Below are 20,762 nucleotides of genomic sequence, written 5' to 3' on the forward strand. Positions count from 1 at the left end.
TATCTAATACGCACAAGGTGTGCTACATAACATTGGACAAAGTTTCGATTTACATAAGTGAGTTGATAATTCGCTGAATATTGCTACTCTATGACAATCTGTTAATAAGCAGTGTGATTATCCTTGCACCTGACGATAGCGTCATTAATGATAGCTATCCGGTACTAACGATATGATTACAGGCTATAATGGCTGTAATTACTCAGAAAATTCTAAACGTTACTATTATTTAGCCACTCATTATTCATCAATTCATTCATTACTAGAGCCCGTATGACTACATCTATATCGTCTGCTTCAACTGTCACTAACCAAGCTAATAATCTATCTATCGCGGTTATTTATCACAGTAATTATGGTCATACCAAGCGTGTGGCTGAGGCCATAGTGACAGGTGCCCGTCAGCAGCTACCAGAATCGCAAGCCAAGGCAGTAGATGTCCATGAAGTGGATTGGGAATTTTTAGATCAAGCAGATCTGCTGGTATTTGGTAGTGCTGTATACATGGGTAGCGTCACGGCTGAATTTAAGACTTTTATGGATGAAACCTCAAAGCGTTGGTATCACCGTAAGTGGGAAGGGAAGTGGGCAGCAGCTTTTGCTAATTCTGGCGGATTAAGCGGTGATAAACTTGCGGTATTACAGCAGATTTCTCTATATGCGATGCAGCATGGGATGAATTGGATTGGACTACCATTGATGCCGACAGGTCATGAAACTCACGACCTAAACCGTTTATCCAGTTTCCTAGGCTTAATGACGCAGTCGCTCGATGGCCCACCTGAAGAAACACCAGGATCTGGAGATATCGACACTGCTATTTGGTTTGGTGATCATTTGGCTAAAACCATTATCAAGCATCAGCCAGCCAATACACAGAGTTAAAGCGACTTTATCGAGCGTAACCTGAATAAAAAAAGCAGACTTTATAGTCTGCTTTTTTTGTGTCTCTCAGTTCTGTTACTGGTCATTCGATTGAGTCAAATTTGATGTGACAGGAATCGGACTATCAACAAACTGGAACGACTGACAACCCGTCAATAGTGTTACTGCTGTAATCAGGCTGGTAAGAATGAGGGACTTCATAGTAGTGTCTCGGTAGGGTTCGAGTATATAAGAATTAAGAATACTTACGTTAAATAAGAATGTTTAGTCCAACGGTTGGTTGATTTTTATATTATCAAGCTATAAGTTTGAATTTTAGCTCATGCTATCACTTGATAATATGCTCAATAGTACAAAAAAAGCGCCCGATAATATTATCGAGTGCTTTTTTGGTTACGGACTTATCAAGCCATAAAGTTACTGGAGAAGAACCGTTATTTTGGACTGGCTGACCATACTGGTGAGCGAATAGTACCTTGTCCAGACTTGCCAAACGTCTCACCACCATTTAGTGATTTTATTGTAATAATACCTTTACTACCCTGTTTTGATGCATACACCACACGCTTACCGTTAGGCGAAAAGCTCGGTGCTTCATCAATGCCCGTATTGCCAAAATTAGCCGTTATTGCGCCATTGCTATTCATGATAGCGGCTGATGAGCCATTTAAAAAGGCAATTTGTGAACCATCACTATTGAACTGTGGGCTAGTCGCATAACCGCTATTTGAGAGCTTCGTAGTACGTCCTGAGCCAAACTCATAACGATAGATTTGTGGCTTATTGAAACCTGCGCGGTCACTGACGAACACAAAAGATTGACCATCAGGCGCATAGCTTGGCTGTACTTCGCTGCTTGACCAGCTAGTGAGTCTTTTAGGTTGACCGCCACTGGCACTTATCTCATAAATATCAGCACTGCCTTCAAAGCTGCTAGAGAATAATATTTTGCTGCCATCTGGTGAGAATGATGGACTCAAGTTACTACCAGAGAAGGGCGTTAATGGGGTTGCGCCGCCGCCATCAACGTTTTGTACGTAGATGACTTGATACGACTGATCACGTTGTACAGAGTAAGCAATGCGTTTGCCGTCTGGTGACCAAGCGGGTGAAAAGATAGACCCTTTGACTTCAGCAAGTGTTCTCGCATTTTCACCATCAGCATCCATGATTTTTAGGCGTGAGACTTTATTTTTACCGCTTAATTCCTCTTCAATATAAGCAATACGTCCTGAAAAATCACCTGGCGTCCCAGTAATCAACTCATATACCTTATCTGCGATGACGTGCCCAGCATAACGCATACTTTCTTTATCGTTATTAGCGGTTAGACTTTGTTTGCCTGCTAGTATCCGCCCTGACTTTACTTCAATGACTTCATAGTTGGTTGTCACTTTACCGCGATTGGTACTGCTGCTACCGACGACTAGGTAAGGAATACCGATACTTTGCCATACGGGTAGTGTACCTGCCAACTCGCTGCTACTACGCGGTTGCTGTGGCAAATTTTCGCTAGTCACTTTTAGCTCAGTTTTACCTAAGTCATTTGAGATAATAGGAGACATGACGGTGTCACCGGCGAAGGGAACGAAAGCGACTTGGTTTTGTTGAATAGGAATTTCATAATTTTCTTGTAATACAACTATTTCTTTAGCTAATAAGTTAGTAGAAACAATTAAGAACGATGCGCTAACACATATGGTGGCAAGCTTCTTTTTATAAATATGATTGTACAAGTTATTCTCCTAAAATAAATAATGAGGTTTGATATTTTTAAAATTAAGAAATGAGTATTCATGTCTATAAATATATGACAAAGCAAAACTATTTATAAAGGCTTTTTATCAATTAATTTGTTTATAGCTGTATATGATATTTTATTTGGTGGAACCAATATATTCTATTCTAAAAGTAGGATACTTAGGATCGTCAGGTCCAATTGGTAATTTCTTTGTGTCCCAAGCTGCGTTTTCTACTGCCTTATTCATGAGAGGGTCGTCTCCAGAAGTGCTGACACTGGTTATGACTCCACTGCTATTGACTGTAATAGTCAGAATCGTTAAGGCAGTTTTCCCCTTAGCACCTTCTGGTGATGAAAAGTTCTTTCTAATCAATGATTTGACTTCGCTGTCACTTGCAGAACGAGTTGGGCTACCAGACTGACTGGGCGTACTTCCAGATATGGTCGGCTGTCCATCTTCTGATAAGCTGAATGCTTTGCCTGAGCTACCTGCATTAATTTTTATATTCTTATCAGTAGCAGTGGGGCGATTGATTTTGAGAGAGTCATTTGGCTTATTACGATACTCTTGGAGCCTTTGTTGCTCTTCTACTTGCTCATCTCTTTTGTCTTGCTCAATCGCATCGTGCTTTTCTGTCACTGATTCATCTAATTCCTCTGCCCATTCAGCCATCCGCTGCTCATACTCTCTATTTTGTTCAAGTAATCGCTGATGATGCTCTTCGCTCATCAGTAAGGGTCGGCCAGTAGTATCATCGGGGCGGCTAAAATTAGGTACTTGTTGTGAGCTTGATTGGGTGCTGTTTTGACTGGCATCATTACTGTCAGACGCATCTGCTTGCGTGAATGCCGCTGCACTACTATTCGCACTGGCTGCTTGCGCGGCAGCACGATTGGCCAGTATTTGACCTTGCATATCAGCCAGTTGCTCAGGTGACACCATGACCGTTTCGAGACTACCAGTCATGTCTACTTCAGTGTGTTGATAGTTATAAACGAGCAGGCCAATCACAAGGCCATGTGCGAGTAAACTGAGTAACGTAGGCAAGGTCAGCCCATTGCCTTCAGGTTGGGTAGGCACATAGACGGCAGGAGCATTATGCATAATATTTATACTCATGAACGTGGTTCATTGGGTTGACTACGATTCTATTATAAGCTTGATCGAATGTGGTGCTTATTAATCTGTTGATTACAGTGAAGGCGTGGGTAGAGGAGCGCCTGTTAGTAGTCCTACCTTTTGAATACCGGCTTGTTGTAACGTCGCCATTAGCGTCATGATGGCACCGTATTGATTATTTTGGTCGGCATTTATCATCACTTGTACTGGCTGCGCTCCGGAATCACTGTTTTGAGTCTGCAAATTAGATAAGGTGTTAATCAGTTCAGGCTCGCTCACTGGCAAGTCGACATTACTTTCATAACTGATAAAAATCTCTCCACTACCGGTTAAAGAAACAATCACTGGTAGCTGGCTTTGGCTCATGGTATTGGTTTGCTCTTTTGGCAGATCGACATCAACACCCGTAATCAACATCGGCGCAGTCACCATAAATATGACCAGTAACACCAGCATCACGTCAATGTAAGGAACGACATTCATCTCCGCATTTAGCGCTTTTTTTTCACGGCGATAGGGACTTTGCTTCATGGCTTCATCGTCCTTATGCTTGACTGGTGGTAGATTGCGTTTCTCTGCTGATAGGGTTTGCTGCACTGGTCTCACGTTGGAGCATGCCAGTCATCTCGTCACAGAACAGTGCCCGCGAGTCATATAAGCGGCTGGATTTTGCCGTAAAGTGATTGTAAGCCAGCACAGCAGGAATCGCTGCAAACAGGCCCATGGCAGTGGCGATTAAGGCTTCGGCGATACCAGGTGCAACAGAGGCTAGGGTGGCCTGTTCTGTCTGCGATAATCCTAAAAAGGCATTCATAATACCCCAGACCGTACCAAACAATCCGATATAAGGCGCCACTGATCCGATGCTTGCTAGCGTTGTTAGCCCTGACTCGAGTAGTTGCTGTTGACGTCCTAGCCCGACTCTTAGCTTACGCTCAACACCATCTATAATGTCATCTTTAGGCTGGCGCTTTTTATGCATTCTTAGGTATTCTGAAAACCCAACATAAAAAATCTGCTCCAATCCTTGGCGTTCAGGCGAGCCTTGCACACCTTGATATAGTTTGGCTAAATCTTCACCTGACCAAAACCAAGTTTCAAACTGTTGATCGAAACTTTGAGCTGTACCAAGCCGCGCACTCATACGAAAAATAATGACCCAACTGAATAAAGACGCTAATAATAATAGTGCCATCACAATCTGCACCAATAGACTGGCTTGGGTAATAAGATCAATAATATTTAATGACTCAGGCATGTAATGAACTCACGGATAATTGACAAGAGCTGGCATGGTGCAATACGCAGGCCAAATATGGTATTCGATAACATAAAAACATGGTGGAGCAATAATTCTGCACACTTATATTAACCGCCTAGTGTACTGCTAAATGAAGGAAAGGTCATTTAATAAAGTGTTAAATACCAAATAATTAATGAATGTTCAGCTATGTTGTTTTATTTAAAAGGTAAATTCTTTTGGTGCACCTATCAGTAGATATCCTGAGAATATGTTTTATTTACCTAAAATCCTGTCTAAATATGATTTCCAAGTAGCAGGAGAAATCGTGTTTGTACGCCTCGGGTACTGGTAGTGATTGAATTTATAGTGTAATTTCTCTAGAATGTTACACTTCGTTACTGCTGCCTTTCTAAAGATGACATCACGATTTTTCTGCTGATGTTGTGTTTACTTTAGGCATTAATAAATTTGTTCTTTCACTAGCAAGCTGGGCGCGACACTTATGAATGCAATCGAACGCTATTTTGGGATTAACGGTGAAAACACCACGGTAAGAACTGAAATTCTTGCTGGCTTGACCACTTTTTTAACGATGGCCTATATTATCTTTGTTAACCCCAACGTGCTAGCAGATGCTGGCATGGATAAAGGCGCTGTGTTTGTTGCTACTTGTTTGGCAGCAGCAATCGGGTGTTTGATCATGGGGCTTTATGCTCGTTTACCTGTTGCTCAGGCTCCTGGCATGGGTCTTAACGCCTTCTTTACTTACGGCGTGGTACTTGGTATGGGGTACACATGGCAAGTTGCGCTTGGCGCGGTGTTCTTGTCTGGTTGTATCTTTGTACTGTTGAGTCTGTTCAAAATTCGCGAAATGATCATCAATTCTATACCCGTGTCGCTCAAGCAGGGCGTGGTCGCTGGTATTGGTGCATTTCTAGCGTTCATTGCATTACAAAGCTCAGGCGTCATTGTCAATCATGACGCTACGTTGGTTGGCTTAGGTGATATGACAAGCTTTGGACCGGCGATGGCTGCTGTTGGGTTTATTGTTATTCTCGCTTTGTCCTATAAGAAAGTTCCTGGTGCGGTGACTATTGGTATCTTGCTTGTGGCTTTGGTCAGCTTATTGACTGGCAATACGCATTTCACTGGTATTGTCTCTGCACCGCCATCGATTGTACCTACATTTATGCAGCTTGATATTGCTGGCGCGTTTGATGTGAGTATGATCAGCGTTATCTTTGCTTTCTTATTCGTCGATTTATTCGATACAGCTGGTACGTTGATTGCAACTACTCAACAGGCAGGCTTGGTAGATAAAGATGGTAAAGTTAAGAACATGGGTAAAGCGATGTTTGCAGATTCTACTGCGACAGTAGCAGGGACTTTACTTGGTACGTCATCGACAACCAGTTATATCGAAAGCGTTTCAGGTATTGCTGCAGGTGGTCGTACTGGATTGGTCGCTGTGACTGTCGGCGTGCTATTTTTGCTTAGTATATTCTTTGCGCCATTAGCCAGTATGATTCCTGCTTATGCAACAGCAGGCGCGATATTTTATGTGGCGGTATTGATGTTAGGCACTCTAAAAGACGTAGAGTGGTCTGACTTGACTCAAGCAGCGCCAGTCGTTGTCGTATTACTATTTACCCCACTGACTTACTCTATCGCAGATGGTATCGCACTTGGTTTCATCACTTATACGGCGACCAAAGCATTGACGGGTAAGTTTTCTGACATTAGCATTCCAGTATGGATATTGACTTTCGTACTATTGGCAAAAATTGTTTTCGTTTAACGGTTTAAAGCCAGTCAGCAGTCTTTGCTAAACGATACAGTTTTAGCTTAGCCTGCAATAAAAACCCTCCTTATCTGACATAGATAAGGAGGGTTTTTTTTGATATAACTGTTATACCGAGACTTTTATACCGAGTGTTAGCCCATTGAGATGACTATCGAGTGAATTGAAGGCATACGCTAGTATTTTTGATACTGATATCTGGCGCTGTAATGACAATCAATCGGCAATAGTAAACAAAAAAACGTAACCAAAGCGTCATGGCTGAAAAAATCTATATAAGTTATTGTTATTTAAGGGCTTATTTATTGATAGAAATGAGAAAAATCGTTAGTTTGAATTTTTTTTTCATGATATTATAATCACGTTAAGCGCATCACCTCAATCAACGCCGTAGAGGTTTTTCTTACAGTGAATTAGCGTCAGCTAAGATGATAGATTGGTATTTATTAAAGCGACCGTATGTCGTTTCGATAAACTGGTATCTGACCATCATACTCCTTTCACTACTAACAAGAAGAAGGCACTAATGCCGCTTAGCTTTGCGTTGTTGCCTTTGTATTGTTAGCGTAGCCCGTTTAACAGTCGAACGACCTACTTAACCGTCTCCAGCCTCTGCTGGATTTTTAGTTTTGTGATGGCGCCGTTTGGTCTTTTGATTATTACTGTGAGTATCCGTTAATAACCACTATTCAGTTTAATAGCGGTTGTGAGCCGTCACACAGGACGATCAGACTTCCTAAAGCACCATTTATTATGGTTTTTAAACGATAGTTATGGAGTTATTATGAACCCAGTAGACCAGTTTACCCCGCAAGAGCCTATCTTGTTTTCTGCTGTTGATTTGCTGAAGCCGGCATATCTTACCCAGTCATTAGAAACGCTACATACCCGTATCTCACCGCTATATAGTGTGGATGAAGTGCGTTGGTTGTCTGAGCTGTTACCGCTTGCCAAACCTAGTGATGAAGAGCGCGATGCTGCTGCTGAGCAAACGCGTAAATTGGTCGAGCATGTGCGTAATGACGGCAAAGCCGTCAAAATGGTCGATTCATTGTTGCTTGAGTATAGCCTTGATACCCAAGAAGGTATCTTGCTCATGAGCTTGGCAGAAGCCTTGATTCGTGTGCCAGATAACTATACGGCTGATGCGCTGATTCATGACAAAATGAGTGTGGCTGATTGGAAAAAGCACATCAAAAATGACAACGGCTTTATGGTCAATGCTTCCACTTGGGGCATGATGATGACGGGCCGCGTCGTGAGCATCGATAGCAGCACGACAGCGTCAGGCTTTTTAGACCGTATGACCAAAAAGATGGGCGAGCCTGTCATTCGTAGTGCGATGCAAAAAGCCATGCGTATCATGGGTCATCAGTTCGTATTGGGCGAAACCATTGAAGACGCCAATAAAAATAGCCAACCGTATCGCAACAGAGGTTACACCTATTCATTCGATATGCTAGGTGAAGCGGCCATCACGCACAGAGATGCTGAAAAATACTTCAACGACTACCTGCATGCCATCAAAGCCACTGCGAGCATTAAAGTCAAAGACGGCATGCCAAAGCCATCAGTATCTATCAAATTATCAGCACTGCATCCTCGCTATGAAGCCACGCAAGAAACGCAAGTCATGGGACTGCTGCGTCAACGCTGCATGTTGCTCATCGAAGCGGCACGTGAGGTCAATGTTGATCTGAGTATTGATGCTGAAGAAGCGGATCGTCTTGAGATTTCTCTAAAACTGTTTGAGTCTCTATACCGTGATAACTTGACGGCTGGCTGGGATGGTTTGGGTATCGTTGTACAGGGTTACTCTAAACGCGCTATCGCAGTCCTCGCTTGGTTGGCTTGTCTCTCAAGTGAAGTAGGCGACCGCATCCCAGTACGCTTAGTTAAAGGCGCTTATTGGGATACAGAGATCAAACTGGCTCAGCAAAAAGGTCTATCAGGCTATCCTGTTTGGACTCGTAAAGAAGGCACGGATACCGCCTATCTCGCTTGTGCCCGTTTCTTATTATCAGATCATTTGCGCGGGCTAATCTGGCCACAGTTTGCAACGCATAACGCTCACACACTTGCGTCAATCATTACGATGAGCGCGCACAGAGACTTTGAGTTCCAGCGTTTGCATGGCATGGGTGATGCGCTTTACGATCATATTTTAGATGCGTATAAGATTCCTGTACGTATTTATGCACCAGTCGGCGCGCACAAAGACTTGCTGCCGTACTTGGTACGTCGTTTGCTTGAGAACGGCGCAAATAGCTCGTTTGTCCATCAGTTACTAGACAAGTCTTATCCTATCGATAAGCTGACTGTGCATCCATATGACAAGCTGCTAGCCAATGCCGCGTTGAACAATCCAGATATCCCATTGCCATCAGGAATCTATGGCGAACGTCGTGCCAGTTTTGGTCCTAATATCTTTATTGATTCGCAGTGGGCTCCGTTTACAGCGGCTATCGATAGCTACTTAGACAAGGCTTGGTCAGCGACACCTATCATCAATGGCAAAGCCATTAATGATTACGAAGTCGATGGCACAACGCATCAGCTGGATGCTCAGACAGTACATGCACCTTGGAACCATGAAGTTAGCGCTGGTGAAGTCAAATACGCCAACGCTCAATTGGCTCGCCAAGCCATCGATGCGGCTGTTGCTGGTCAAAACGAGTGGCAAAACGTATCAGCTGCAAAGCGTGCTGAGATTTTGCGTAAGATTGCAGAGTTATATGAAGAGAACTATGCTGAATTGATGGCATTGTGCCAAGTCGAAGCAGGTAAAACTCTGCAAGATGGTATTGATGAGATCAAAGAAGCAGTTGATTTCTGTCGTTTTTATGCAGATGAAGCCGAGCGTTTAGAAGCGACTGCTTATGAGTTTACCGATTTATCTGGTAAACAAGCACGCCAAGTCTATAAAGCACGTGGTACTTTTGTGTGTATCAGTCCATGGAACTTCCCATTGGCAATCTACACAGGTCAAATCGTGGCGGCACTAGCTGCAGGTAACACGGTAGTGGCCAAACCTGCTGAACAAACCAGTTTGATCGCTCATTTTGGTGCACAGTTAATGTATCAAGCAGGTATTCCAGCAGCGGCACTGCAATTGGTCACTGGTGCAGGTGATGTGGGCGGCGCATTGACGGCAGCTGACAATATCGCAGGTGTGATATTTACCGGCTCTACTCAGACCGCGCAGCGTATCAATCAAAGCCTAAACGACCATGCCCAAACCAGTGGTGAGCTGCCAGTATTTATTGCAGAAACGGGTGGTCAGAACGCGATGATCGTTGATTCAACGGCATTGCCAGAGCAGGTTGTTAGAGACGCCGTATTATCAGCGTTTGGTTCAGCGGGTCAACGTTGTTCAGCTTGCCGTATCTTGTGTGTGCAAGAAGAGATGGCAGATGATTTGATTGAACTACTACAAGGTAACATGGCAGAACTATCTGTTGGCAATCCACTGTATGCTGCCACCGATGTGGGCCCAGTAATTGATGCGGATGCCAAGCAAGGTCTAGAGGCACATATCGCGCGTATGGCAGCAGAGCCAACCGCGACGATTTTGGCACAAACGCCAATGAGCTCAACCTCAGTCGTGAGCCAAGATGAGTCTACGTTTGTACTACCAACAGCGATTGAAGTGAAAAGCATCGATGTCATCGGCGGTGAGCACTTTGGCCCAATCTTGCATGTATTGCGTTACCAAGCTCGTGATTTGAACAAGCTGATTGATGCGATTAATGCAACAGGTTTTGGTTTGACTTTGGGTATCCACAGTCGTATCGAAACCACCACTGAGAACATCGAGCGTCGCGCGTTTGTCGGTAATACCTATATTAACCGTAACCAGATTGGTGCCGTGGTCAACGTTCAGCCATTTGGTGGCTGTGGTCTGTCTGGTACTGGCCCTAAAGCGGGTGGTCCACACTACGTATCACGCCTCATGCAGCTAATCTCAGAGCCGGCGACTGATATCGAGGCTAGCAATAGCCAAGCCCAAACCACCACTCAAACAGAACTTGCATAAGGAGTAGCATCATGGCGACTGAATTCAAAAAAAATCATGCACAGGTCTGTGAGTCTTGGAGATTACTGGGCGCAGTGAATCGTGCAACCTATCTACAGGCGGCCATTCCAAAGCTGGCGCTGTTAACTGGTGATGCCAACAAAGCCAAGCGCTTATTCAATCATCTATTGAGTGCAGCACCTAGTCTGGATGAGATGCATCGTATGGTTGGTGCCACTGGTGAGTCAAACGACTTGTACGTCACTGGCCGTGGTAAGACGATGGTTGTGGGCGGTGAGTCTGCTAGAGCAATGGCAGTGTTAGGGCAGTTAATAGCAGCGTTATTGACAGGCAATGAAGTCATACTGCATGGCCCAAGCCAAGATGAGATGTGCATCGAGGCGGCAAAAGTGCTTTATGAAACAGGCATCAGCGAAGATGTATTGAGCGTTGCTAATGACTCACAGACCATTACTTTGTTGCATATCGATCGTCTTGCACAAGTGGCAGTGTCTGGTAGCCGAGCTGATGCACAGACAATCAGCCAAGAACTGGCTAATACTGATGGTATTTTGACGCAGGTGATCAGCGTGACGGATATGGAAGGTTTGTCAGAGATGCTAACGCCTGATTATCTGCATCGTTTTGTCACTGAGCGTGTTAAAACAATCAATACCACCGCTATCGGTGGTAATGCGAGTTTACTTGAGCTTGGGACATAAGAAAAATGAAATGTGCTAGGTAGAAAGACACTACTTAGCATCGTTCCAATAACGGTTAATGTTTATTTTTAAGGGCCTAAAAGCTTTTGGAAATAGGCATTAACCGTTTTTTTGTGACTGATTTTCAAGTATTTCATATTTCAGGTGGTGACTAGTTAAAATCTTATGAACGATATTTTAGCGCTTGTCGGCAAACAACAGTAGTGCTATTATCATAAAACCTGACCAAATGGTCATCTTTCAAAGTGATGTTATCACTAACACCAAATCGCTTAGACCAAAATTATTAATGAGGCTGCCGACACCTGCTACTAGGGACTGTTAGTAAACTTAAAAATATATGAATCAAGGAAGATTGATAGTGCCTAACTCTGTAGAGTCTCAGAAAAACAACGAGTTGATGTATCAGCTCAATGACAATCCTAGTTTTTGGCCAGCAAGCTTCGCGGCTTTACAACATCTATTGGCCAGTATCGTTGCTATTGTTACACCTACTTTGATTGTCGCTGGCACCTTAGGCTTGGGTGAGTATGTCCCTTATTTGATTAGCTGTGCTCTCATATCCTCTGGTATTGGCACTTATATTCAATGTAAAAAAATAGGCCCTGTAGGTGCGGGTATGTTAAGTTTGCAAGGGACCAGCTTTGCTTTTTTGACAGCGATTATCTCTGCTGGCTTGATTGTAAAAGGGCGGGGTGGTTCACCAGAAGATATTTTGGCCACTATCTTTGGGGTTAGTTTTTGCGCCGCCTTTGTCGAAGTTGTACTAAGTCGTTTTATTCATAAATTAAAAAGAATATTTACGCCCGTTGTCACTGGTACTATTATTATTCTCATTGGTGTTCCATTGATCGAAGTAGCCATGACTGATATTGCAGGTGGCTTTGGTGCTGAAGATTTTGGTAGCTTACAGAACCTGTTTCTGGGTATGGTTGTACTGGTATCGGTGATTGCCTTTAACCGCTCAAAAAATCCCTTGTTAAGACTTTCCTCGATTGTCATTGCTTTAGTACTAGGTATGTTAGCTGCCTTTTTTATGGGCAGGTTGGATTTTTCTTCATTGAGCAATGTTGGGTTCGTGACGGTTCCTATACCCTTTAGATTTGGTTTTCAATTTGATATTGCTGCCTTTATTCCATTAGCTATTTTATATTGTGTAAGCGCTCTTGAGACGACAGGCGATCTAACGGCGAATGCAGTGGTGTCAAAAGAGCCTGTCACAGGACCTGTCTATCTCAATCGAATTCAAGGTGGGGTATTGGCAGATGGCGTGAACTCTATGATTGCTGCGACTTTAAACAGTATGCCATCGACGACCTTTAGCCAAAACAATGGCGTTATAGCACTTACCGGAGTCGCCAGCCGCCATGTCGGGATTTATATTGCCGCTCTTATGATTATTATTGGGATGTTCCCGATCTTTGGCGCGCTATTGCAAACCATGCCTCAGCCAGTACTAGGTGGTGCAACGCTAGTAATGTTTGGCACAGTAGCAGTGGCAGGTATCAAGGTATTGTCGACCGCCAAGCTCGACCGTCGCGATATGTTGATTGTCGCGACCTCTGTCGGAATGGGTATTGGTGTGTCTATGGTGCCTGAGGTGTTATCACATGTGCCCGAATTGATACGTAACGTGCTGATATCACCTGTAGCAATCGGTGCTATCACAGCCATTACATTAAGTTTGTTTTTACCAGTGGATACTCAGGACGCTGATATATAATAAAAATATAGTTCATCCTTTATTAAGCACTATTATTATGTGATATGTATTAAATATAGATTGATTGTTTTGAGCCATTTAGCAGATGTTAGCGGTTTATCTGAGCCGCCTAATTTTATAAAGCCCAATTTTTTAGCCGAGTATTGCTATGATTAGTTTCTATCTGAACGGAAAGCACCATGAGATAACCCACCTCAATCCGAATACAACGGTACTTGAGTATTTACGCTTGCACGAACGACAGACCGATACTAAAGAGGGCTGTGGTAGTGGTGACTGCGGTGCCTGTACCGTCATGGCGCAACGATTGGCTATAGATGATAGCGAACGTTCTAATACGCCTTTTCATACTCTAAACTCCTGCATTACTTTGCTGTCACTGATGGATGGTCATCATCTAATGACAGCGGCTTATCTCGCGGACAATCCTGAGCATCATCCAGATCGCGCCTCATTACACCCAGCGCAACAAGCGATGGTTGACTGTCACGGTTCGCAGTGTGGATTTTGTACGCCTGGGTTTGTGATGTCGCTTGCCAGCGTTTATGAAAACCATCGTCTGCAAAAAGTGCAGGATGCGACGATAGATGAGCTCAGCTATGATGATATTGTCGCTTCAATATCGGGAAATCTGTGTCGCTGTACGGGTTATCGTCCTATTATCGAAGCTGGTCTGGCCATGGGTAATATTGGTCAGCAGCGCGACGAAGCGCAGACAGCAGCGAAAGATCTCACGATAGCGCTAGCTACCGATGCGATGGCAACTAGCAAAGCGTCTGTTCCACCGAAGGATAATGCTATCGAAGCCGCATTGACGCAAGACTCGCGGCAGTTATTTATGCCACAGTCAATTGATGCACTGAATCAAGTACTAGCGGCCAATCCGAAGGCGACTATTTGGGCAGGCGGGACTGATTTGGGCTTGAGTGTGACGCAGCATTTGGTCGATCATGAAGTGATTGTGCAACTGTCTGCGATTGATGAGCTAAAATCTTGGTCAGTGGTGGATGCCAATGACAATGCGCTATCAGATGATAAGCAAAACGTAGCATCAGCATCTACAAAATCACTGATACTCGGCGCTGGTATGAGTTATAAAAAAATGCTGCCTGTGCTTGAGCAGTATTTTCCTACATTTGCTGCGCTATTTGAACGTATTGCTTCACCACAAATTCGGAATATGGGCACTATCGGTGGCAATATTGCTAATGCCTCACCGATTGGCGATTTACCACCGATTCTGTTGGCATTAGATGCGCAGGTTCATTTACGTCATTGTGATACGGCCAATCATACTGACGAGTCTCAGGCATCTTACACTGATGAGACGATACCTTTATCAGCATTCTTTTTAGATTATAAAAAAACCAAGCTACGTGCAGGCAGCTATGTGGTCGCTATTCACATACCACTTCTGCAAGACAACCAATATCTATACATTCATAAAATTAGTAAGCGTTATGAAGATGATATTTCTGCCTGTCTACTGGCGGCGAGACTGGATATCTCAGCAGATAGTATGACCATCGAAGATGCCAAATTTGGGCTGGGTGGTATGGCGGCTATTCCTCTGTTAGCGACAAAATCTCAGCAAGCATTGATTGGACAGCCTTTGACGGTAGCTAGTTTTGAGAAGGCTGCACAAATGCTACCAATGGATGTATCACCAATGACAGATGTGAGAGCGAGTCGAGAGTATCGTATGCATGTGGTGCAACGACTGCTCATTAAGTGTGGTAAGCAACTGGTAACAGAGCTGCAAACGATAAGCGCTTGATAGAGACAGTGAATATCTAAAATGGCTCTAAACTTCCTTTGCCCCAAATATAGATATTTATAACCGTTGTGATTTTGCGACAGTGCCTTTGACAGTAACATTATTAAGTTTAGCGTCTGACTTAACTTTCAATAGAGCCGTTCGCAACATAGCTTTTATCATACCGTCAAAACGCTAGAAGCCGAACATACAGGTTTGACCAAAAATATAAGAGAGCCCCATCATGAGCCATCATTCTTCATTATTTGACAGCTACAGTATTCGTCGTGTACGTCCACCTAAAAACAAAATCGGTACTAGCGCAAAGCATGATAGTGCGATCAGTCATGTGATGGGCACTGCCACTTATGTCGATGATATGCTAAAGCCCCAAGGTACTTTGCATTTAGCCATCGGCAAGAGCACTCATGCGCATGCACGTGTATTGAGCATGGATCTGGACATGGTGAAAGCAGCCGATGGGGTAATAGATGTTATTACCTTTGAGGACATACCGGCTAAAACTGATATCGGCCCTGTCTTTGATGGCGATCCGCTGATGGTGGATAAGATTACAGAGTATGTGGGTCAGACACTGTTTGCCGTCGTTGCTACTAGCCATCGCGCGGCCAAAAAAGCCACGCTCAAAGCAGTTATAGAATATGAGCCATTACCAGCGATATTGACTATTGAAGACGCATTAAATCAAGAGCAGTTTGTGCGTCCGAGCCATTTCATGACGCGCGGGGATGCTCAAGTAGCACTTGAATCTGCGTCTACTCGTATTGCAGGCCATATTCATATGCTAGGGCAAGAGCATTTTTATCTCGAAGGTCAGGTGTCATATGTGGTGCCTTGTGATGATGGTGGTCTGGAGGTTTACACTTCCTCGCAGCATCCTAGCGAAGTACAGCAGCTCGTTGCTGAAGTAGTCGATCTGCCTTTTCATGCAGTGACTACCGTCGTACGTCGAATGGGTGGTGGTTTCGGTGGTAAAGAAACGCAAGCCGCTGCTTGGGCTTGTCTGTGCGGTATCGTGGCCAAACGCCATAATGTGCCAGTAAGTATACGTTTAGACCGTCAGGATGACATGGTAGTGACGGGTAAGCGCCACGAGTTTGCTAACCGATATGATGTTGGTGTCGATGATGCAGGTCAAATAATTGGCGTAGATATGCAATTATCAGGACTGTGTGGTTATTCGCCTGATTTGTCTGATGCTATCGTCGATCGTGCGATGTTCCATTGTGATAATGCCTACTACTATCCAGCGGCACAGATAGCAGGTCATCGCTGTAAGACACACACCGTTTCTAACACGGCATATCGAGGTTTTGGTGGTCCGCAAGGGTTACTAACGGCTGAATATATGATGGATCATATCGCCTATACATTGGGAAAAGACCCGCTACAAGTACGATTAACGAACTTATATAAAGATGGTCAGAGCACCCATTATGGACAGCCGATTGAGCATTTTGATTTGGCCACGATTATGAAATCGCTGGCTGATGACAACGAGTACGATAAACGTCGTCAGCAGGTTACAGAGGCCAATAAAAAAGCAGAAGCCGAGGGCAGTGATAAGCGCTTAGGCCTTGCATTGACTCCTGTCAAATTCGGTATCTCGTTTACCGTACAGCATTTGAATCAAGCAGGGGCGCTGGTACATATCTATACCGACGGTACTATCCAGATCAACCATGGTGGTACTGAGATGGGGCAAGGGCTATATGTCAAGATTGCCCAAATTGTTGCCAATGAATTCGATGTAGATTTGGACACTGTAAAAGTAACGGCGACACGTACAGACAAAGTGCCGAACACCTCACCAACAGCAGCTTCATCGGGTACAGATATTAATGGTAAAGCGGCACAAAATGCCTGTATTACCATTAAAGAGCGCTTGGTTGAGTTTGCTGCTGAGCATTTTGAAGTTGTTGCAAAGGACATTAGGTTTGAGAATAATCATGTCTATATTTCCGATAAAGCCACGCTTACTTTTGCTGAATTAACATTGCTGGCTTACCAGCATCGTATTAGTTTGTCTTCGACTGGTTATTATAAAACCCCGAAGATTTTTTATGATCGCTCAAAAGCATGGGGTCGTCCATTCTTCTACTTTGCCTTGGGTGCATCGTGTTCAGAAGTCGAGATTGATATCTTAACGGGTGAGTATAAAGTACTGCGCTGCGATATCTTGCATGATGTTGGTCAATCCATTAATCCAGATATTGATATTGGTCAGATCGAAGGTGGCTTCGTTCAAGGGATGGGCTGGCTGACGGCGGAAGAACTGATTTGGGATAAGACGGGCAAACTCGCTTCCAATAGCGCGGCTAGCTATAAGATTCCAACGGCTCATGACTTACCAAAACAGTGGAGCGTGAAACTGTTCGATCGTAAGAATGAAGAGCAGACAATTTATAATTCTAAAGCGGTGGGTGAGCCACCATTTATGTTGGCTGCCAGCGTTTGGTGTGCGATTAACAATGCAATCGCAAGCTTAGGTGATTATAAGAAAAATCCAGAGTTGACCATGCCAGCGACGCCAGAGGCTGTACTAAAATCTGTGATGCGCATGCAAGGTCAAGCGTGGGAGATTGCTGATAAAGTAGATATGGACACTATTGAGAGCTTAACGTCAGTTAAAGATAATTACGGTATCGATGATGATCGCGTACAGCCGCAGCAAGTACCTCATGGCAAAGATATCAATCCGACAGAAACTGAAGGCCAGTTATTCGACGATCAGCCCGAGGCGATAAAAGATCCAAATGTATCAACGGCTAGGGGTCCTGCGCACGGTGAGTAATCTATCAGCGCCACAAACACCAGCATCACAAGCATCCGAGCCACACGTATCTGAGCCACAAATGTTATCGTGCTCAGCTGTACACTCGATGCCCTTGATACATTCGATGCGTTGGTATGATGGGCTGGCACGATATCAGCAGCAGGGTATCGCACATATTTTGGCCACTGTCGTTGCTGTCAATGGTTCAGCGCCTCGAGAGTTGCAATCTAAAATGATTGTAACGCTTGATGACTGCTGTGATACCTTGGGCGGCGGTAGTCTCGAGCATGATGTGACGATAACTGCTAGGAAGCTACTCAAAGGTGAGTCAGATACAAATGATTCAAAAGGCTCCAAATCATCAAGAGAAGGTAAGTCTGAAAAAGCCAAGGCAGTGCGCCGTGACGCTGTTTATACCAAACATTATCCATTGGGCGCTAAGTTAGCACAGTGCTGCGGTGGTAGTGTCACCGTCATGTTTGAATGTTTTAATGTGACACCGCCCATGTCATTGTTAGTTTTTGGGGGAGGGCATGTCGCAGCGGCACTAATGACCATACTTGCCGATTTACCTTGTCAGGTGGATTGGGTGGATAGCCGTGCTGAAATGTTCGAGCGTTATGTGACGCAGGATGCTGATGCTATAGATGACCAAGTCACTTATCAATTGCCTGCGCATATTCGTCCACATATCGAGGAAGACCCTGTGGACTTTGTACGCCCATTCATTGCAAACAGCCACCGGAATGCAGCCGCCAACAAAGGGGCTCAGTATTTTATATTAGTCATGACTCATGATCATAGTCTTGATTTTGACTTGGTGCGTGCTGCATTGGATGCTTCTATAGATATAAATGCCGATGCTCATGAGGCCAATACTGACGATAGAGCATTACAATCTATGCCTTATCTTGGTTGTATCAGCTCAAAAACCAAAGAAAATCGTTTTAGAGCGCGTTTGCTTCAGCGCGGCTATAGTGAGCAATCGATTGCCAAGCTAACCATGCCAATAGGACTTGAGATTGGTGGCAAAGAGCCTATGGCCGTTGCTGTATCTATCGCTGCTCAAGTTTTGCAGCTTTATCATCGTGCATAAATGTCATAGGTCATAACTGATATTGACCTATAAACTTTGCATTACGGTTCAACTTTACGGTTCAACTTTCTATTTTCAGACATTACTTTCGTCTTTTATCTTTGTACGCCATAACGATATATAGGCTGCACTCAGTCACTTTGTGTTCAAAATATGCTCGTCATGTTTGAGTGCTTAACATGGCCTAATCTTGTGCCAAAGTGCTGATCCATTAATGTGAGATTTTTTATGGCCATACATATTTATCAAGCTCAATTACTGCATTATCTTACCGAAGATGACCTTGCTATCCGATCAAAAGAATTGGAGGCTGCGGCAAAAGATTCAGACAATGCCCAGTATCTAAATACCATAGAGCTGGATAGCAGTATCTCACTATTACCTGTCATCGCAGACGTGAACGTTTATCCTGAGTATATTGCAGACGGTGCACTCGTAGTCGATGATACAACAGGTCTAGTTGTGGATTACGGGAATTGTGCCTCAATGATGTCGCAGTATGGCAATGAGAGTAAGCATGAAAGCAAAGCATCAGTACAGATTCATAATTGTAAGCATAATATCATCATGCCAGGTTTTATCGATACTCATGTGCATTACCCACAGATAGACATGATTGCTGCTTTTGGAGAGCAGTTGCTTGATTGGCTCAATAATTATACTTTTGTCACCGAGGCAAATTTTGGTAATCCAAAAGTTGCCCATGATACCGCCCGATTCTTTTTAAACCAGTTGTTGGCCAACGGTACAACGAGTGCATTGGTGTTTTCGACCAGTCATCCGCAATCGGTAGAGGCTTTCTTTACTGAAAGCATTCGACTGAACACACGCATGATTACTGGTAATGTGCTGATGGATCAAAATGCGCCTGAAAACCTGTGTGTGCCTACTGAGCAGGGCATCCGAGATGCACAAAATATCATTGATAAATGGCATGAGCGTGGACGTCAACATGTGGCAATAACCCCAAGGTTTGCGATTACATCGACGCCAAAACAATTGCAAATGACGGGTGAGCTATACCGCAGTTACGATAGTGTTTATCTGCAAACACATCTGGCCGAAAACCTTGATGAAGTGGTATTTGTACGTGAGCTTTATCCCAATCACAAAGGCTATCTAGATGTTTATCATGATATGGGCTTATTGGGCAGACGAACCACATTGGCACATGGTATTTACCTTGAAACCTCAGAGTATGAAGTGTTACGTGATACGGGTACTCAAATAGCGCACTGTCCAACCTCTAACTTGTTTTTGGGTAGTGGTCTGTTCGATTTGTCCAAAACCTTGAGTTATACCGGTGTAAGTATCGCGACTGATGTGGGGGCGGGTACTAGTTTATCGATGCTGACGACTTTATCAGAAGCTTATAAGGTTCAGCAATTACAGAAGAAATCACTATCAGCCCATCAAGGGTTATATCAGATTACGCTGGGTAATGCGCAGTCGTTATTGTTGGATGATAAAATTGGCAATTTCATGCCAAACAAAGAAGCTGATTTTGTCGTGATAAATATGGGCGGTACGGAGTTGCTTGAGCGTCGTATGACACAGACCAAGTCACTTGAAGAGCAGTTGTTTGTGTTGATGATGCTAGGCGATGATAGAGTGATTGAGCAGACTGTTATCGCTGGCGTGAGTCGCTATAAGAGATCTACGACTTTATAGGATAAGTGTTTGTAGAATAAGTGATAAAAATATGGTGTTGTTTAACACAGTATGATGCTTCAAACGACATCGTTTAGATGCTCTTATTTGAATAGCCTTTATTTGAATAGCACCCAGTGTCTATTTTACTAAAGTTACTTTGTAAATAGACACTGAGCATGTTTCGCTATGAATCCTGTTTAAGCTTTAGTT

General features: G+C 43.9%; 13 protein-coding genes. 9 read left to right on the plus strand and 4 right to left on the minus strand.

The genetic code is table 11. From position 1 onward, the window contains the following. The first annotated feature begins 273 nt into the window (after positions 1 to 273). Positions 274 to 885, plus strand: coding sequence for a flavodoxin family protein (locus tag IPZ60_RS09195; protein WP_194197498.1), 612 nt, complete (start codon positions 274 to 276; stop codon positions 883 to 885). Between the two features lie 434 nt (positions 886 to 1,319). Here the strand turns inward: IPZ60_RS09195 and IPZ60_RS09200 are convergent, their stop codons facing one another. The 4 genes from IPZ60_RS09200 to tolQ form a co-directional block, all read right to left on the minus strand. After that, entirely contained in the window at positions 1,320 to 2,621 is a 1,302-nt protein-coding gene (locus IPZ60_RS09200) for a translocation protein TolB (RefSeq protein WP_227669312.1), read from the minus strand. A gap of 141 nt (positions 2,622 to 2,762) precedes the next feature. Then, complete coding sequence (locus IPZ60_RS09205) at positions 2,763 to 3,746, minus strand: cell envelope integrity protein TolA (RefSeq protein ID WP_227669313.1); 984 nt, start codon at positions 3,744 to 3,746, stop codon at positions 2,763 to 2,765. Positions 3,747 to 3,818: 72 nt separating this feature from the next. Continuing rightward, positions 3,819 to 4,277, minus strand: a complete 459-nt coding sequence (gene tolR / locus IPZ60_RS09210) for a protein TolR (protein ID WP_194197499.1) — start codon at positions 4,275 to 4,277, stop codon at positions 3,819 to 3,821. Between the two features lie 13 nt (positions 4,278 to 4,290). Continuing rightward, positions 4,291 to 5,004, minus strand: coding sequence for a protein TolQ (gene tolQ / locus IPZ60_RS09215; RefSeq protein ID WP_194197500.1), 714 nt, complete (start codon positions 5,002 to 5,004; stop codon positions 4,291 to 4,293). A gap of 487 nt (positions 5,005 to 5,491) precedes the next feature. Between tolQ and IPZ60_RS09220 the strand changes: the two genes are divergently transcribed. The 8 genes from IPZ60_RS09220 to guaD all read left to right on the plus strand — a co-directional run bounded on the left by IPZ60_RS09220 (position 5,492) and on the right by guaD (position 20,570). After that, a complete protein-coding gene (locus tag IPZ60_RS09220) occupies positions 5,492 to 6,787 on the plus strand; it encodes an NCS2 family permease (protein WP_194197501.1) in 1,296 nt (431 codons plus the stop codon). A gap of 787 nt (positions 6,788 to 7,574) precedes the next feature. After that, positions 7,575 to 10,826 (plus strand): bifunctional proline dehydrogenase/L-glutamate gamma-semialdehyde dehydrogenase PutA, encoded by a 3,252-nt coding sequence (gene putA / locus IPZ60_RS09225; protein ID WP_194197502.1) that lies wholly within the window; start codon positions 7,575 to 7,577, stop codon positions 10,824 to 10,826. A gap of 11 nt (positions 10,827 to 10,837) precedes the next feature. Then, entirely contained in the window at positions 10,838 to 11,527 is a 690-nt protein-coding gene (locus IPZ60_RS09230) for a 1-pyrroline-5-carboxylate dehydrogenase (RefSeq protein ID WP_194197503.1), read from the plus strand. Between the two features lie 361 nt (positions 11,528 to 11,888). Further along, the gene (locus IPZ60_RS09235) at positions 11,889 to 13,250 is read left to right on the plus strand and encodes a nucleobase:cation symporter-2 family protein (RefSeq protein ID WP_320108728.1); all 1,362 of its coding nucleotides are present in this window, start codon (positions 11,889 to 11,891) and stop codon (positions 13,248 to 13,250) included. Positions 13,251 to 13,398: 148 nt separating this feature from the next. Beyond that, positions 13,399 to 15,027, plus strand: a complete 1,629-nt coding sequence (locus IPZ60_RS09240; RefSeq protein ID WP_194197505.1) for a xanthine dehydrogenase small subunit — start codon at positions 13,399 to 13,401, stop codon at positions 15,025 to 15,027. Positions 15,028 to 15,250: 223 nt separating this feature from the next. After that, complete coding sequence (gene xdhB / locus IPZ60_RS09245) at positions 15,251 to 17,821, plus strand: xanthine dehydrogenase molybdopterin binding subunit (RefSeq protein WP_194197506.1); 2,571 nt, start codon at positions 15,251 to 15,253, stop codon at positions 17,819 to 17,821. Continuing rightward, complete coding sequence (locus IPZ60_RS09250; RefSeq protein WP_320108729.1) at positions 17,814 to 18,899, plus strand: XdhC family protein; 1,086 nt, start codon at positions 17,814 to 17,816, stop codon at positions 18,897 to 18,899. Before xdhB ends, IPZ60_RS09250 begins: the two co-directional genes overlap by 8 nt. Before the next feature lie 228 nt (positions 18,900 to 19,127). Next, entirely contained in the window at positions 19,128 to 20,570 is a 1,443-nt protein-coding gene (gene guaD / locus IPZ60_RS09255) for a guanine deaminase (RefSeq protein WP_194197507.1), read from the plus strand. Positions 20,571 to 20,762 lie beyond the last annotated feature (192 nt).

The sequence above is a fragment of the Psychrobacter sp. NG25 genome, assembly GCF_015234355.1.
GTDB lineage: Bacteria > Pseudomonadota > Gammaproteobacteria > Pseudomonadales > Moraxellaceae > Psychrobacter.